At 63.1% G+C, this 13,847-nt stretch carries 15 protein-coding genes; 2 read left to right on the plus strand and 13 right to left on the minus strand.

Annotated features, from left to right (window positions below; translation table 11 throughout):
- The 7 genes from AC1D0I_RS31200 to phnG form a co-directional block, all read right to left on the minus strand.
- On the minus strand, positions 1-506 hold a 506-nt coding region (locus AC1D0I_RS31200), incomplete at its 3' end, for a phosphonate C-P lyase system protein PhnL (RefSeq protein ID WP_477399957.1).
- Between the two features lie 3 nt (positions 507-509).
- Positions 510-1,286 carry a phosphonate C-P lyase system protein PhnK gene (phnK, locus tag AC1D0I_RS31205; RefSeq protein ID WP_477399959.1) on the minus strand — a complete coding sequence of 259 codons (777 nt, stop codon included), beginning with the start codon at positions 1,284-1,286 and terminating at the stop codon, positions 510-512.
- On the minus strand, positions 1,283-1,729 hold the full coding sequence (locus AC1D0I_RS31210; RefSeq protein WP_477399960.1) for a hypothetical protein: 447 nt from the start codon (positions 1,727-1,729) through the stop codon (positions 1,283-1,285). The genes phnK and AC1D0I_RS31210 overlap by 4 nt, the downstream gene beginning before the upstream one ends.
- Positions 1,722-2,642 carry an alpha-D-ribose 1-methylphosphonate 5-phosphate C-P-lyase PhnJ gene (locus tag AC1D0I_RS31215; RefSeq protein ID WP_477399962.1) on the minus strand — a complete coding sequence of 307 codons (921 nt, stop codon included), beginning with the start codon at positions 2,640-2,642 and terminating at the stop codon, positions 1,722-1,724. The genes AC1D0I_RS31210 and AC1D0I_RS31215 overlap by 8 nt, the downstream gene beginning before the upstream one ends.
- Positions 2,639-3,751: a carbon-phosphorus lyase complex subunit gene (locus AC1D0I_RS31220; RefSeq protein WP_477399964.1), complete on the minus strand. Its 1,113-nt coding sequence runs from the start codon at positions 3,749-3,751 to the stop codon at positions 2,639-2,641. Before AC1D0I_RS31220 ends, AC1D0I_RS31215 begins: the two co-directional genes overlap by 4 nt.
- Position 3,752: 1 nt before the next feature.
- On the minus strand, positions 3,753-4,364 hold the full coding sequence (gene phnH, locus AC1D0I_RS31225; protein WP_477399966.1) for a phosphonate C-P lyase system protein PhnH: 612 nt from the start codon (positions 4,362-4,364) through the stop codon (positions 3,753-3,755).
- A complete protein-coding gene (gene phnG / locus AC1D0I_RS31230; RefSeq protein WP_477399968.1) occupies positions 4,364-4,825 on the minus strand; it encodes a phosphonate C-P lyase system protein PhnG in 462 nt (153 codons plus the stop codon). Before phnG ends, phnH begins: the two co-directional genes overlap by 1 nt.
- A gap of 120 nt (positions 4,826-4,945) precedes the next feature.
- Between phnG and phnF the strand changes: the two genes are divergently transcribed.
- Positions 4,946-5,695 (plus strand): phosphonate metabolism transcriptional regulator PhnF, encoded by a 750-nt coding sequence (phnF, locus tag AC1D0I_RS31235; protein ID WP_477399970.1) that lies wholly within the window; start codon positions 4,946-4,948, stop codon positions 5,693-5,695.
- Between the two features lie 103 nt (positions 5,696-5,798).
- Here the strand turns inward: phnF and AC1D0I_RS31240 are convergent, their stop codons facing one another.
- The 6 genes from AC1D0I_RS31240 to AC1D0I_RS31265 form a co-directional block, all read right to left on the minus strand.
- The gene (locus tag AC1D0I_RS31240; RefSeq protein ID WP_477399972.1) at positions 5,799-6,815 is read right to left on the minus strand and encodes a zinc-binding alcohol dehydrogenase family protein; all 1,017 of its coding nucleotides are present in this window, start codon (positions 6,813-6,815) and stop codon (positions 5,799-5,801) included.
- Between the two features lie 74 nt (positions 6,816-6,889).
- Positions 6,890-7,858 (minus strand): ABC transporter permease, encoded by a 969-nt coding sequence (locus AC1D0I_RS31245; protein ID WP_477227872.1) that lies wholly within the window; start codon positions 7,856-7,858, stop codon positions 6,890-6,892.
- Entirely contained in the window at positions 7,855-9,408 is a 1,554-nt protein-coding gene (locus AC1D0I_RS31250) for a sugar ABC transporter ATP-binding protein (protein ID WP_477399974.1), read from the minus strand. The genes AC1D0I_RS31245 and AC1D0I_RS31250 overlap by 4 nt, the downstream gene beginning before the upstream one ends.
- Before the next feature lie 157 nt (positions 9,409-9,565).
- Positions 9,566-10,558: an ABC transporter substrate-binding protein gene (locus tag AC1D0I_RS31255; protein ID WP_095084765.1), complete on the minus strand. Its 993-nt coding sequence runs from the start codon at positions 10,556-10,558 to the stop codon at positions 9,566-9,568.
- 336 nt (positions 10,559-10,894) lie between these two features.
- A complete protein-coding gene (locus AC1D0I_RS31260; RefSeq protein WP_477399976.1) occupies positions 10,895-11,893 on the minus strand; it encodes an aldo/keto reductase in 999 nt (332 codons plus the stop codon).
- A 147-nt stretch (positions 11,894-12,040) separates the two neighbouring features.
- Positions 12,041-13,546 carry a UxaA family hydrolase gene (locus tag AC1D0I_RS31265; RefSeq protein WP_457152185.1) on the minus strand — a complete coding sequence of 502 codons (1,506 nt, stop codon included), beginning with the start codon at positions 13,544-13,546 and terminating at the stop codon, positions 12,041-12,043.
- On the opposite strand from AC1D0I_RS31265, the gene AC1D0I_RS31270 reads away from it, so the two are divergent.
- On the plus strand, positions 13,527-13,847 hold a 321-nt coding region (locus tag AC1D0I_RS31270; protein ID WP_477399977.1), incomplete at its 3' end, for a hypothetical protein. The two genes, AC1D0I_RS31265 and AC1D0I_RS31270, sit on opposite strands and share 20 nt — an antisense overlap.

Here is a 13,847-nt window from a genome sequence, read left to right on the forward strand (position 1 = left end):
GTGATGAAGCCGCGCGCGATGTTGACGCGCTGTTGCTCGCCGCCGGAGAAGGTTGCCGGCGGCAACGCCCAGAGTTTTTCCGGCAGGTTGAGCTGCGCCAGCAAGGCGCGTGCCTTGCCGCGCGCGTTCTCGCGGTCCTCGCCGCGCTCGACCAGCGGTTCGGCGACGACGTCAAGCGCCGAGACGCGTGGCACAGTGCGCAGGAACTGGCTGACATAGCCGATCGTTTGCCGGCGTATGGCAAGCACGGTGCGCGGACTGGCGGTGGCGAGATCGATCAGCCCGTCATCGTGCTTGACGATGATCTGGCCCTCGTCGACGGCGTAGTTGCCGTAGAGCATCTTCAGGATCGAGCTCTTGCCGGCACCGGACGGGCCGCCGAGCACGGTGCATTCGCCAGCCCTGATCGAGAACGAGACACCGGCGACTACAGGCAGTTTGATGCCGTCGCGCAGATGCATGGTGAAGCTCTTGGCGACGTCGGAGACAACGAGGGGCGTCGGCATGGGTTACACCTGAAGTATCGAGGAAACGAGAAGCTGGGTGTAGGGCGCGCGCGGGTCATCGAGTACGCGGTCGGTGAGACCGCTTTCGACGACGCGGCCGTCCTTCATCACCATCATTCGCTGCGACAGAAGACGCGCCACGGCGAGGTCGTGGGTGACGACGATGGCGGCGAGACCAAGGTCGGTGACCAGGCCGCGCAGCAGGTCGAGCAGGCGTGCCTGCACCGAGACGTCGAGGCCGCCCGTCGGCTCATCCATGAACACCAGCCGTGGCCCGGTGACGAGGTTGCGGGCGATCTGCAGGCGCTGGCGCATGCCGCCGGAAAAGGCGCGCGGCTCGTCGTCGATGCGGTCTTCGTCGATCTCGACGCGCGACAGCCAGTCGACGGCCGTGGCGCGGATTTTTCCATAGTGGCGGTCGCCGACCGCCATCAGCCGTTCGCCGACATTGGCGCCGGCCGACACCGTCATGCGCAGGCCGTCGGCCGGGTTCTGGTGGACAAACCCCCAGTCGGTGCGCATCAGGAAGCGGCGTTCGGCTTCGCTCATCCGGTAGAGCTCGCGGAACTGGCCGTCGCGCATGCGGTAGCTGGCGGTGCCGGAACTCGGCAGCAGCCGGGTCGACAGGCAGTTGAGCAGGGTCGTCTTGCCGGAACCGGACTCGCCGACCACTGCCAGAACTTCGCCCGGCCACAGGTCGAAGGAGACGTTGTCGCAGCCGACGCGCGAGCCGTAGAATTTGGAGAGCGCCGAGATGCGCAGCAATGGTTCGTCGGTCATGGACGGGATCCTGGCATGAATTCTGTGCTATCTGCTCCCGTCGTGATTTTGCCGGCGAACAGGTCGAGAAATGCGTTGCCGATTTCGAGCAGCCGACTGGTCTCGATTGGGTGTGACCAAGCAATGCTGAGTCCGAGAAGATTAATCGTGGCGGGTTCGAGCATCCTTGCGTGTTTCTCCAACATCGAGAGGAGTCGCCCTATCGCGCTGACCACTTTTTGCTTCGCGTTCTGATCGTGCGCTACGCGGTCCAAATCTACGACAACGATACCTGGAGCATGGCACTCGGATTGCAAAAGCCATTCTTCCCGGGCGACCATTTCTGGAGCCGACTGATCGAGATTGGATTGGACATGCAATGCGAGCAAACGCAGCCAAAGACACAGCAGGCTGTCGTTCATCCAGAAGCCCTTTTCATCTACTTCAACGAAAGAGCTACCCATTGGAGTGATCCCGGATGGCCTGAATCTCCTCGCCAGCGGTATGGGGGGCAAGATGGCCGCGATGGCCCTCTTCACGCCGCTTCTCGCAGTGATCGGTGTCGGAGCAGACGAACATGTGGCCGCCATGGTCGTCGAGGATGACTTCGTCGAGATAGACATTCTCGGCCGCGCACAGCGCGCAGGGCTGGTCGAAGGTCTGCACCTCGAACGGATGATCCTCGAAGTCGAGGCTGACCACTTCGGTGAACGGCGGCACGGCATAGATACGCTTTTCGCGACCGGCGCCGAACAGCTGCAAGGCCGGCGAGCGGTGCATCTTGGGATTGTCGAATTTTGGCGTCGGCGACGGGTCCATCACATAGCGACCCTCGACCTTGACTGGATAGGCATAGGTGGTGGCGATGCGGCCGTGCCTGGCGATGTCCTCATAGAGCTTCACGTGCATCAGGCCGTATTCCTCCAGCGCATGCATTTTCCGCGTTTCGGTCTCGCGCGGCTCGAGGAAGCGCAGCGGCTCGGGAATCGGCACCTGAAAGACCAGCACCTGGCCCGCCGTCAGAGGATGCTCGGGGATGCGGTGGCGGGTCTGGATGATGGTGGCGCTGGCGGTATCGGTCGTCACCGCGACATTGGCGACCTTCTTGAAGAAGGCGCGGATCGAGACCGCGTTGGTGGTGTCGTCGGCGCCCTGGTCGATGACCTTCAAGACATCGTCGGGGCCGATGATCGAAGCGGTGACCTGGACGCCGCCGGTGCCCCAGCCATAAGGCATCGGCATCTCGCGCGAAGCGAACGGCACCTGATAGCCGGGGATGGCGATGCCCTTGAGGATTGCGCGGCGGATCATCCGCTTGGTCTGTTCGTCGAGATAGGCGAAGTTGTAGGTGGCGATGTCTGTCGGTTGAGCGGTCATTCCGCGGCCTCCCTCTTGTCGTCCGCCTTCACCGGGTTTTCGCGGGCGTCATATTCGGCGCGCATGCGGCGCACGAGGTCGAGTTCGGCCTGGAAGTCGACATAGTGCGGCAGCTTCAGGTGCTCGACGAAGCCGGTCGCCTGGACATTGTCGGAATGCGATATGACGAACTCCTCATCCTGCGCGGCGGCGACGACATCTTCGCCGAGTTCCGAAGCGCGCAATGCCCGATCGCACAGCGCCATCGCCATCGCCTTGCGCTCGCTCTGGCCGAAGACCAGGCCGTAGCCGCGGGTAAATTGCGGCGGCGCCTTGGCCGAGCCCTTGAACTGGTTGACCATCTGGCATTCGGTGACCCGCACGTTGCCGAGCGGCACGGCGAACGGGAGTTCGGGGACATCCAGTTCCAGCTCGACCTCGCCGATGCGGATCTCGCCGACGAAGGGATGGTTGCGGGCATAGCCGCGCTGCGTTGAATAGCCGAGCGCCAGCAAAAAGCCCTCATCGCCGCGTGACAGCGCCTGCAGGCGGATATCGCGCGCCATCGGGAATTCCAGCGGCTCGCGGGTGATGTCGCCGGGGACATGGTCCTGCGGCATCTCGCCATCCGGCTCGATCAGGCCCTCGCGAGCAAGGATCGCAGAAACGCGGGGCATGGCTTGCGCTTCCGTCTCGCGCTGCAGCGGCTCGGCGACATCGCCGCCGGCGGCAAGCTCGGGGTCGAGCAGCCGGTGCGTGTAGTCGAAGGTCGGGCCGAGCAGCTGGCCGCCGGGCAGGTCCTTGTAGGTCGCCGAAACGCGCCGCTCGACGAGCATGGTGGCAGTGTCGATCGCCTTGGAATAGCCGAAGCGCGGCAATGTGGTGCGGTAGGCGCGCACCAGGAAGATCGCCTCGATCAGGTCGCCGCGCGCCTGGACGATGGCAAGCGCCGCCAGCTCGCGGTCGTAGAGCGAGCCTTCGCTCATCACCCGGTCGACGCCCAGCGCCAACTGTTGGACGATCTGGTCGAGGCGAAGGGCGGGCACCGAACGGTCGCCGCGCCGGCGGTCGGCGAGCAGGCTGTGGGCGTTGGCAATGGCCGCCTCGCCACCTTTCACCGCGACATACATCTCAGGCCCCCATCGTCTTGATGCGCGTTGTGCGCGGCAGACAGGCGACGCCATCCGATGTGGCGAGGATGATATCCACGCCGCGCGGAAAGCGCTGGTTATTCTGCTTCCACTGTTCGACGAAATGACGCGGCATCTGCGCCGGCGCGATCGTGGCACTGGTCTCGATGCCGGGGCCTTCGAGCAGCAGCGGGGCACCCGAAACGAGATCACTGACCTGCAGGATCAGTGTCGTGGAGCGGTCGGGATAGTCCTGCGTGCCTTGTGAAAAACCATCGAGTGCCATCATCTCGGCCGGCGTGGCGATCAAAGCGAAATGCGCATCGGCCGGCGTGTTGGCCAAGGGCGCACCGGTGTGGAAACCAAGCCAGGATTTGATCGCGGTAGAGGCCTGCAAAGCCGGGTCGAGCCAGAGCGCGGTGTCGTTGTCGCAAAGCGCCAGCGCTACGGCGCCGGCGGTCGCTGAAAGCGGCACCGGCGGGCGGGCGAAGGCGGGCAGGGGCTGCATGCTGCCCGGCCGTGCCATCGCGTCCATGATCGCGCGAAACACGGTCTGGGCGTTGAAGACCGGATCGGCGAAACCGCCTTCTATCGATTGCGCTGCGATCTCCATCAGTCTTCTCCGCGAACCATGGTGAAGAAATCCACCTTCGTTGCCGCCGTCTCGGCGCGGCGCCGTTCATGCGCCGTGGCCAGAGCCGACCGCAGAGGCGCTATGAGCCCGGTCTCGACCTCGGCGCGACGCGCCGGGTCCTGCCACAACGCGTCGGCGATGGCCGCCAGCCTCGCCTTCTGTTTGTCGCGGCCAAGCGCATAGCAGTGACCGACCTGTCCGGACGGCAGCCGCACAGTGGCGCGGGTAACCGTCGTCTCACCGACATTGAAGGGGGAGCCGCCACCGCCGATGCGGCCGCGCACGGTGACCAGGCCGGTCTCCGGGCCGCGCAGCAGCTCAGCTTCCGAAGGCAGCCCGGCCTCGTTCCAGAGCCGGACGATGTCATCGCCGCTGGATTGTGCCAGTGTTGCCATGGCGGCCTTGCGCTCGGCCTGGTCGCGGGCTTCCTGTCCTCGCATGAGCAACATTCCTCTTGTCTAAATTTGTCTATTGATATAGACAACTATACAAATTATACTTATTATCTAGCGCGAGTCCATGACGGGTGGATGACAAGCAATGGGAGGCTGGGGCAATTAATGGTCGGGCAGCTGGAAGCGGACGGCATCGAGCGGCGGAGTGGTGTCTCGCTGTGGCGGCAGATCGCCGACAAGATCCTGCATGCGATCGCCATCGGCGATTTCGCCGAGAATGCAGCGCTGCCGCCGGAGGTTGCGCTGGCCGAGCGCTATGGCGTCAACCGTCACACGGTGCGCAGTGCCATAGCAGCCCTTGTGCAGGAAGGGGTGCTGCGGGCCGAACAGGGACGCGGCACATTCGTGCTGTCGCGCAAGCGGCTGTCCTATCCGATCGGCGCGCGCACACGCTTTTCGGCAGGCCTGCAAGGGCAGGCGTCGGAACGGCATATAGTCCTGCTTTCCTCGTCGGTGGAGCCGGCCAGCCAGCGCGTCGCCGAGGGGCTTGGCCTAGCCAGGGGGACAAACGTGATCCGGCTGGAAACGCGCGGCGAAGCCGACGGTCGCCCGGCGTCGCGCGCTGCCGGCTGGTTCGAGGCTAGGCGCTTTGCCGGCATCGATGCCGCCATGGCACAAACCGGCTCGATCACCGCGTCGCTGGCGCGTTTCGGCATAGACGATTATCTCAGGCAATCGACCATGCTGTCAGCACGCCATGCCGATGCCGCCGACCTTGCCGACCTCGACCTGCAGCCCGGCGCAATCGTGCTGGTCACGGTCGCCGTCAACGTCACACCCGACGGCCAGCCGATCCAGTTTTCCGAGTCGCGGTTCCCGGCCGAGCGGGTCGAACTCAAATTGTCGGCGTTGTGAGCCGACACCGCCGGTTGCCTAGATTGTCGAACGCAATTCCCTTAGCGAAAGCGCTAAGCGCTTTTCCCGGGAAAACCGCTTCACACTTTTCCTGGAATTGCTCTTATCCGACCTCTATCACAGCCTTGATCAGACCGGATTTCTCGTGTGCCCAGCGCGCGAGATCATGTGGCGTGCCGGCCAGCGTGGTGCGGTGGGTGACGAGCTTGGCCAATGGCACGGCGCCGTTGCGGATCGAGGCGGCGACGTGGTCGAAGTCGGCGCGCAACGCATTGCGACTGCCGATCAGAGTCATCTCGCGCTTGTGGAATTCCGGATCGGAGAAGGTGATGTCGTCCTTGACGACGCTGACCAGCACCAGTGTTCCGCCATGCGCGACATGGGCGAAGGCCGACTGCACCGACTGGGTGTTTCCGGTGGCGTCGAAGACCACATCGAAGCCTTCGCCAGCGGTCGCTTGCCCGACCAGATCAGACACCGCGCCGCGCGAACCGTCGAGGGTCTGGAAGCCGAGCTCATTCGCGGCAAAGGCAAGCCTTTCGCTGCTCATGTCGAGCAGCGTCACGTCAAGCCCGGCGATGCCGGCGAAGATGGCGGTGCCGAGCCCGATCGGACCGGCGCCGATGACCAGCGTGCGGGCGCCGGGATCGGCGCTTGCGCGTCGCACAGCATGCGCGCCGATGGCCAGGAACTCGACAGCGGCGGCGTCGGGCAGCGACAGGCCGTTTGCCGGATAGAGGTTTTGTGCCGGCACCAGAATCCGTTCGCACATGGCGCCGTCGCGATGGACGCCGAGCACCTCGATCCTGACGCAGCAATTCGGCTTGCCGTGCCGGCAGGCGATGCACTTGCCGCAGGAAAGATAGGGATTGATGACCACCGGCTCGCCAGCGGAAAGTTCAACGCCTTCGCCGGTCTCGACGATCGTTCCCGACACTTCATGGCCCATGATGCGGGGATAGGCGAGGAATGGGTGCTTGCCTTCGAAGATATGATAGTCGGTGCCGCAGATGCCGACATGGCTGACAGCCACCAGCGCCCAGCCGGGAGGTGGCGCGCTCGGCGCCGGACGGTCTTCCAGGACGAGCTCGCCAGGCGAGCGGCAGACGACGGCTTTCATGCTTCAATCCAGTTTGTCATGAAAATCGCCGGCCCATTTTCGCGACAGGGCCGGCGATCGATCTCAAATTATGGTCACTTGCTACCGCGGCGTCGCAGCCCGTCGAAATAGACGATGATGATGATCAGCGCGCCGGTGATGATGCGCTGCCAGAAGGCGTTGACGTTCAAGAGATTGGCGCCGTTGTTGATGGTGGCCAGAATGAAGGCGCCGAGCAGCGGCCCGTGCACCGAGCCGACCGCGCCGAATAGCGAGGTGCCGCCGATTACCGACGACGCGATCGCTTGCAGTTCCCAACCCTCGGCCTGGGTCGGGTTGCCGATGCCGATGCGTGAGGCCAGCAACACGCCGACGAACGCCGCGCAGAGACCCGACAGCGTGTAAGCCATGTAGATGGTTCGCTGGACGTTGACGCCGGACAGGCGCGAGGCCTCGGCATTGGAGCCGACCGAGAACAAATACCGGCCCCAACGGCTGTGATGGAGGAAGATGTAGGCCGGAATGCCGACCAGGATCACCATCCAGAACAGGTTGGGGACGCCGAGGAAGGAGTTGCGCGAGAACTCCTGAAAGGCATCGTTGTTGATCGATATCGAATTGCCGTTGGTCATCAAAAGACCGATGCCGCGCAACGACGTCAGCGTTGCCAGCGTGATGATGAAGGGTGGCAGCCCCATCTTGACGATGCCGAAGCCATGGAACAGGCCGATGGCGACGCCGACCAGCAAGGTGATAAGGATGGCGAGGAAGACCGGGATGCCGGCATTGATCAGCATCGCGGCTATGACGGTGGCGAAGCCAACCACGGCGCCGACCGAAAGATCGATGCCGCCGGTGATGATGACGAAGGTCTGGCCGACGGCCAGGATGGCGATCATCGAGCCCTGGCGCAGCAGGTTCGAGATGTTGTTGGCCGAAGCAAAGCTTGATGTCGACAATGACAGGATGACCCACAGAAGCACCAGCAGCGCCAGCAGCGTCAGCCCGAACAGGGCATTGTAGTTGCGCTTCGGTTTTTCGGCAGGAATCGCCTCGGTGCTCATATCTGTTCTCCCAGCTTTTCTTGTTTCTCGGCGAGCGCCTGTGTGAGAATTTCCTCATGGTCGGCGGTGCGGAACCCGTGCGTGGCGACCAGTTTGCCGCGGCGGAATACGTGCAGCGTGTCGGCCAGTTCGTAAACCTCGGGCAGGTAGGACGAGATCAGGATGATGCCGGCTCCCTTCGACAACAATACGCTGAACAGGCGGTAGATCTCGGCCTTGGTGCCGACGTCGACGCCGACCGTCGGCTCGTCGAAGATGAACAGCCTGGCGCCGTGGGCCAGCCATTTGCCGATGACGATCTTCTGTTGGTTGCCACCGGACAGGCTGGACGCCAGTGCACTGCGCGTCGGCGTCTTGATCCTGAGATCGGCGATCTGGCGGTCGGCCTGGGTCCTTTCCTGCGCATTGGAGATCAGCAGATTGTTCGAGATGCGCTTGTAGATCGGCAGGTTGAGATTGAGGCCGACCGAAAGGTTGAGGCAGAGACCCTGATCGCGACGGCTTTCCGGTGCCAGCGCCATGCCAAGCTTGATCGCGTCATGCTCGGAGTTGATCTGGACCGGCTTGCCTTCCCACAGGATCTGGCCGGCCGATTTACGGTGGCGGCCGTAAAGCGTGGTGACGAACTGGCTGCGCCCGGCGCCGATCAGGCCGTAGAGCCCGACGATTTCGCCGGCTCGGACCGTCATCGATACATTCTCGAAGCCTTTGCCGGAAAGGTTCCTGGATTCGAGGATCGCCGCGCCCGGTGTGAAATGTTCCTTGTGGTAGATCTGTTCGATCGAGCGGTTGATCATCATCTTGACCAGCTCCGCGTCGTTGGTCTCGGCGATGTTGCGGGTGCCGACCAGCGTGCCGTCGCGCAGCACGGAAACACGGTCAGCCAGCTCGAACACTTCCTCCATGCGGTGGCTGATGTAGATGATCGTCACGCCCTCGCCCTTCAGCCGGCGGATCAGGGTGAAGAGCTGGTCGGCCTCCTTGCGGGTCAGGTAGGCGGTCGGCTCGTCGAAGATCAGGAATTTCGTGCCGCGCACGGTGGCGCGGGCGGCGGCGATCAGCTGCTGCTGGCCGATGGTTAGGTCGCCGAGCGTGACATGCGCCGGCAGATCGAAGCCGAGATCGTCGATGATCTTCTGCGCTTCCTTGACCATGGCGCGCTGCTGCAGGATGCCGAAGCGCGAATTCTCCTCGCCGAGGAACATGTTGGCTGCCACCGTCAGGTGACGGCAGAGTACGACCTCCTGGTGCACGGCATTGATGCCGAGTGCCATCGCCTCATGCGGTGTCGCCAAGGCTGCCGGCTGGCCCTCCCAGATCACCTCTCCGGAGGTGCGCGGCATGACGCCAGTGAGAAGCTTGATGAGCGTCGATTTGCCGGCGCCGTTCTCGCCGACGATGGCGTGGATCTCGCCCGACTTGAAAGCGAGGTTGACCGGCTTCAGGGCGTGGGTGCCGGGATAGCGCTTCTCCAACCCGCGCAATTCGAGGATGGTCCGCCCTGGTTCCAGCACGGGTGCCGGATGCAGTTCCTGCGCCGTCGACGTCATGACAATCCTCCCAGATTAGCCTCACGATTGGCACGCTGCAAGGCAAGGATAGGCCCCGAAAGGCAGCCTAGCTCAAGCTTGTGGATTGCCAAGCCGTTTGTGCCGGCAGTGGTGTTTCCGGGGCGCGGGGCCCCGGAAACGATTTGGATGCGACGGCTCAGAGCTTCGGGTTGAGCAGCGCGTCGATCTTCGGGTCTTTCATGTTGGCCTTGGTGACGAGGTTGGCGCCGGTGTCGACATTGGCCTCGACCTTTTCGCCCTTCGAGGCGGCGAGCGCCGTCTTGATACCGTCATAGCCCATCCGGTACGGGTCCTGGACGACGAGGCCGGAAATGACGCCGTCATTGAGGAACTTGATCAGCTTCTCGTCACTGTCGAAGCCGATCAGCCCGACCTTGCCGGCGAGTTTGTTCTCAGCGATCGCCTGGCCGACGCCCTGCGCCATGATCAGGTTGGAGGCGAAGATGCCCTTCAGGTCCGGATTGGCGGTGATCAGGTCGGTGGCGATGTTGAGGCCGGTGGTGGCCTGGCCGTCGGCATATTTGTCGGCGACGAGCTCGAGGCCCGGATATTTTGCCTTGAGCTGTTCCTTGAAGCCCTGGGCGCGCTGTTCCAGCGAGCCGGCACCTGGAAGTGCCGTGATCAACGCGACCTTGCCCTCGACCTTACCGCCATTGGCTTCGCCGATGGCTGCTGCAAGACCGTCCGCGGCGACGCGGCCGCCCTGCACGTTGTCTGTGGTCAGGAACGAGGTGAAGGCCTTGGAGTCGGCGCCGGAGTCGATGCCGATGACCTTGACCTTGGCAGCGGCTTCGTCGATCGGCTTGCCAAGCGCCTTGGCTTCGGTCGGCGCGATGACGACGGCGGCCGGGTTGCCGGCGACGGCATTCTCGAGGATCGAGATCTGGCCGTTGACGTCGGTTTCAGCCTGGGCGCCGAGCTCCGGTACGTTGACGCCCAGGTCCTTGCCGGCCTTGCGGGCGCCGGCCAGAACGATCTGCCAGTAGAAGGACGTCGTGTCCTTGACGATGATCGGAATGGTCACGTCCGCCGCCGAAGCCGGCACCGAATGCATAACGCCGGCGAGCATCGAAGCTGCTGCCAACGTCATCACGGCGCGGCGGTTGAGAATGCTGGTTACGAATTTCATTAGGAATCCTCCCTAAGTCGCCCGGTGAACGTTACGGAAGCTCCGTCCGGATAGGCGTGGCCCAAACAGAACTTTATCAATAAAAAACATTTACAGTGTTTTGATAGTGCATCGACCTGTCCGATGCAAGCGGTGTTTCGCTTCACCCTGCCGAGGTCTGGCAGGGGCAAGATAACCGCGCCACTCCTCCCTTGCCGCCGTCAAACGCTTCCGTTTCGTTCCGTGAAGACATGGAATATTAATTCCACTCTTTAGTCAATATGGAATATTCATTCTTTTATGGGATCGCAAGAATGTGAAGCATGGGTCAGCTTTCACAGGGGTTGGATGGGAGCTTCACGCCAGCTCCTGCACCAGCGTATAGGGTCGGTATCTGGCGTATTCCGCCTCGGGCACGTCGACGTCGAGCAATTCGAGGTTGCGGGTCAGGTTTGCCAGCTTGGCGGTGCCGGTCAGCACCGTGGCGACCGCGGGTTCATGCAAGGGGAACTGGAACGCGGCAGCGGCCAGCGGATAGCCACCCTCGGTGGCGATCCTTTCCATCGCACCGACGCGGTCCAGCACGTCGTGGTTGGCGGGCAGGTAGTCGAAATGCGCGCCTTGCACGGGCCCGGTCGCGAGGATGCCGGAGTTGAACACGCCGCCGATGACGAGTGACGTCTGTTGTGCCCTGCACAATGGCAGCAGTTCCGCTTCGGCGCTGCGGTCGAGCAAGGAATAGCGGCTGGCGAGCAGGATGCAATCAAGTGGCGCCCGACGCATTACATCGAGGCAGATCTGGACCTCGTTGACGCCAAGCCCATAGGCGGAAATGACGCCGGAACGCTTCAGCTCTTCGAGTGCCTTGAAGCCGCCATCCATGAACTCGCGAAAATGCAGTTTGGTTTTCTCGACGCCATGCGTATAGGCGCCGATGTCGTGGACGAAAAGGATGTCGATCTTGTTGAGGCCAAGCCGCGCATAGCTGAAATCGACCGAACGCATGATGCCGTCATAGGAATAGTCGTAGTCCAGCGCGAACGGCAGCGGATCGACATAGGAGTGATCGGGAACACGGTCGTCCGGCACCGGGCGGAACAGGCGGCCGACCTTGGTCGACAGCACATAGGAGTCGCGCGGCTTGTAGCGCAGGAAGTCGCCGAAGCGGCGTTCCGACAGGCCGAAACCGTAGAAGGGTGCGGTGTCGAAATAGCGCAGGCCGGCCTCCCAGGCGCCTTGCAGCGTCTCCATCGCCGACTCGCGCGAACAGGCGCGGTAGAGGCCGCCGATCGCGGCGCCGCCAAAGCTGATCTCGGTGACCTCGAGCGCGGTCTGACCGATGCGGCGCTTGTTCATGCGAAAACCTCCCTGTTGCCGACCGTTGTCCGGTTGGCAGCCTTCAGATGTCCGTTCAATCTAGAGCAATTCCAGGAAAGACGTGTAACGGCTTTCCCGGAAAAAGCGCATAGCGCTTTCCCTTGGGAATTACGCAAAAACAACGGGTTAGAGCGTTGCACCAAGATGCCAGGGCACGAACTCGTTGTCGCCGTAGCCGAAATCCTCGCTCTTGGTCTTGCGGCCGGAAGCCGTCTCGACAATCAGTTCGAAGATCTCGCGGCCCATGCCGGCGATGGTTTTCTCGCCCGAGGCGATGACGCCGCAGTTGACGTCCATATCCTCTTCCATGGTGTGATACATGGTCGAGTTGCTGGCGACCTTGATCGACGGCGTCGGCCGGCAGCCGAAGCACGAGCCGCGGCCGGTGGTGAATACAATGACATTGGCGCCGCCCGCCACCTGTCCGGTGGCCGAGACCGGGTCGTAGCCGGGCGTGTCCATGAACACCAGTCCGTTGCCGGTGACCTTTTCGGCATAGCCGAAGACGCCGTTGAGCGGCGTCTGGCCGCCCTTGGCGACCGCGCCCAGCGACTTCTCCAGGATGGTGGTGAGGCCGCCGCGCTTGTTGCCAGGGGAGGGGTTGTTGTCGATCGAGGCGCCATGCTTGGCGACGTGATCCTCCCACCACTTGACGAAACCGTCGAGCTTCTGCGCGATCTCCGGTGTTGCCGCGCGATAGGCGAGCAGGTGCTCGGCACCATAGATCTCGGTTGTTTCTGAAAGGATGCCGATGCCGCCGACGCCGGCCAGGATGTCGACGGCTGCGCCCAGCGCCGGATTGGCCGTAATGCCGGACATGCCGTCGGAGCCACCGCATTGCAGGCCGACGACGATCTCACTGACCGGGATCGGTTCTCGCTTCAGCTGGCCGACTTCCTCCGCGATCTCGGCCAGCACCAGCATCGCCTTTTCGACCGATTTGCGCGAGCCACCGGCGTCCTGGATGTTGAAGTGGCGTTTGCCGGCAGCAGCGCCCTTCTGGCCATAGAGGGTGAGCTGATTGACCTCGCAGCCGAGCCCGACCATCAGCACGCCGCCGAAATTGGGATGGCGGGCATAGCCGGCGAGCGTGCGGTGCAGCACCATCATGCCGTCGCCGGTGCCGCTCATGCCGCAGCCCTGGCCGTGGACGATCGGGACGAAACCGTCGATGCCGGGATATTTCGGCAGCAGGGTCCGGTTGGCTTGGTCGGCGATGGCATGGCAAACCGTGGCCGAGCAATTGACGCTGGCGATGATGCCGATGAAGTTGCGCGTACCCGCACGACCATCGGCGCGGCGATAACCCATGAAGGTGCGGCTGCGGTCGGCCTCCGTGGCGTGCTCGGCCTCGCTCGGCGGCACTACGGGCAAACGGCCGGATTCGAAAACCAGATTGTGCGAATGAACGTGCTCGCCCGGCGCGATGTCCTGTGTCGCGCGGCCGATTGCCTGGGCGTATTTCACCACGGCCTCGCCGGCGGCGATCGGCTTGATCGCCACCTTGTGGCCGGGCTCGATCAGCGCAGTGGCGACGGCACCGCCCGGCAGCGTGGTGCCGATCTCGATGCGGCCGTTGGCGACGGCGACATTGTCGGCGGGAGACAGAAGAATGCTGTTGGAGGCGTTCACGGGCGGTTTCCTGGGTGATCCTGGGATGCGCGGGCGGATTGACACGCGCCTGTTAAAAGATAATGTCTTTTATCGTGAAAAAACAGTTTTGCGTCAATTGTTTTTTCGCTGGGGAGTTCCGCATGTCCTTGGGTGTTCCGAAAGCGATTTCGCTTTTCAGGGGTCATGGGAACGTCATATTGCGCTTCAAGCCAGCAGCCGCAAGCGACGGCGTGCAACGGGTCAGGGATGTCGAAGAGCAACAACGTCTACAAGGATGCCTACAACAGGTGCCTCAGGCTGCTCGATGAAACACGTAGCC

It is taken from the genome of Mesorhizobium sp. P2_D1 (genome assembly GCF_056404455.1).

What these genes read in the sequence shown, in the direction of transcription:
- phnK (WP_477399959.1), bottom strand. Translation starts at nt 1,286, where the DNA reads ATGACCGACGAACCATTGCTGCGCATCTCGGCGCTCTCCAAATTCTAC.
- AC1D0I_RS31210 (WP_477399960.1), bottom strand. Translation starts at nt 1,729, where the DNA reads ATGGGTAGCTCTTTCGTTGAAGTAGATGAAAAGGGCTTCTGGATGAAC.
- AC1D0I_RS31215 (WP_477399962.1), bottom strand. Translation starts at nt 2,642, where the DNA reads ATGACCGCTCAACCGACAGACATCGCCACCTACAACTTCGCCTATCTC.
- AC1D0I_RS31220 (WP_477399964.1), bottom strand. Translation starts at nt 3,751, where the DNA reads ATGTATGTCGCGGTGAAAGGTGGCGAGGCGGCCATTGCCAACGCCCAC.
- phnH (WP_477399966.1), bottom strand. Translation starts at nt 4,364, where the DNA reads ATGGAGATCGCAGCGCAATCGATAGAAGGCGGTTTCGCCGATCCGGTC.
- phnG (WP_477399968.1), bottom strand. Translation starts at nt 4,825, where the DNA reads ATGCGAGGACAGGAAGCCCGCGACCAGGCCGAGCGCAAGGCCGCCATG.
- phnF (WP_477399970.1), top strand. Translation starts at nt 4,946, where the DNA reads ATGGTCGGGCAGCTGGAAGCGGACGGCATCGAGCGGCGGAGTGGTGTC.
- AC1D0I_RS31240 (WP_477399972.1), bottom strand. Translation starts at nt 6,815, where the DNA reads ATGAAAGCCGTCGTCTGCCGCTCGCCTGGCGAGCTCGTCCTGGAAGAC.
- AC1D0I_RS31245 (WP_477227872.1), bottom strand. Translation starts at nt 7,858, where the DNA reads ATGAGCACCGAGGCGATTCCTGCCGAAAAACCGAAGCGCAACTACAAT.
- AC1D0I_RS31250 (WP_477399974.1), bottom strand. Translation starts at nt 9,408, where the DNA reads ATGACGTCGACGGCGCAGGAACTGCATCCGGCACCCGTGCTGGAACCA.
- AC1D0I_RS31255 (WP_095084765.1), bottom strand. Translation starts at nt 10,558, where the DNA reads ATGAAATTCGTAACCAGCATTCTCAACCGCCGCGCCGTGATGACGTTG.
- AC1D0I_RS31260 (WP_477399976.1), bottom strand. Translation starts at nt 11,893, where the DNA reads ATGAACAAGCGCCGCATCGGTCAGACCGCGCTCGAGGTCACCGAGATC.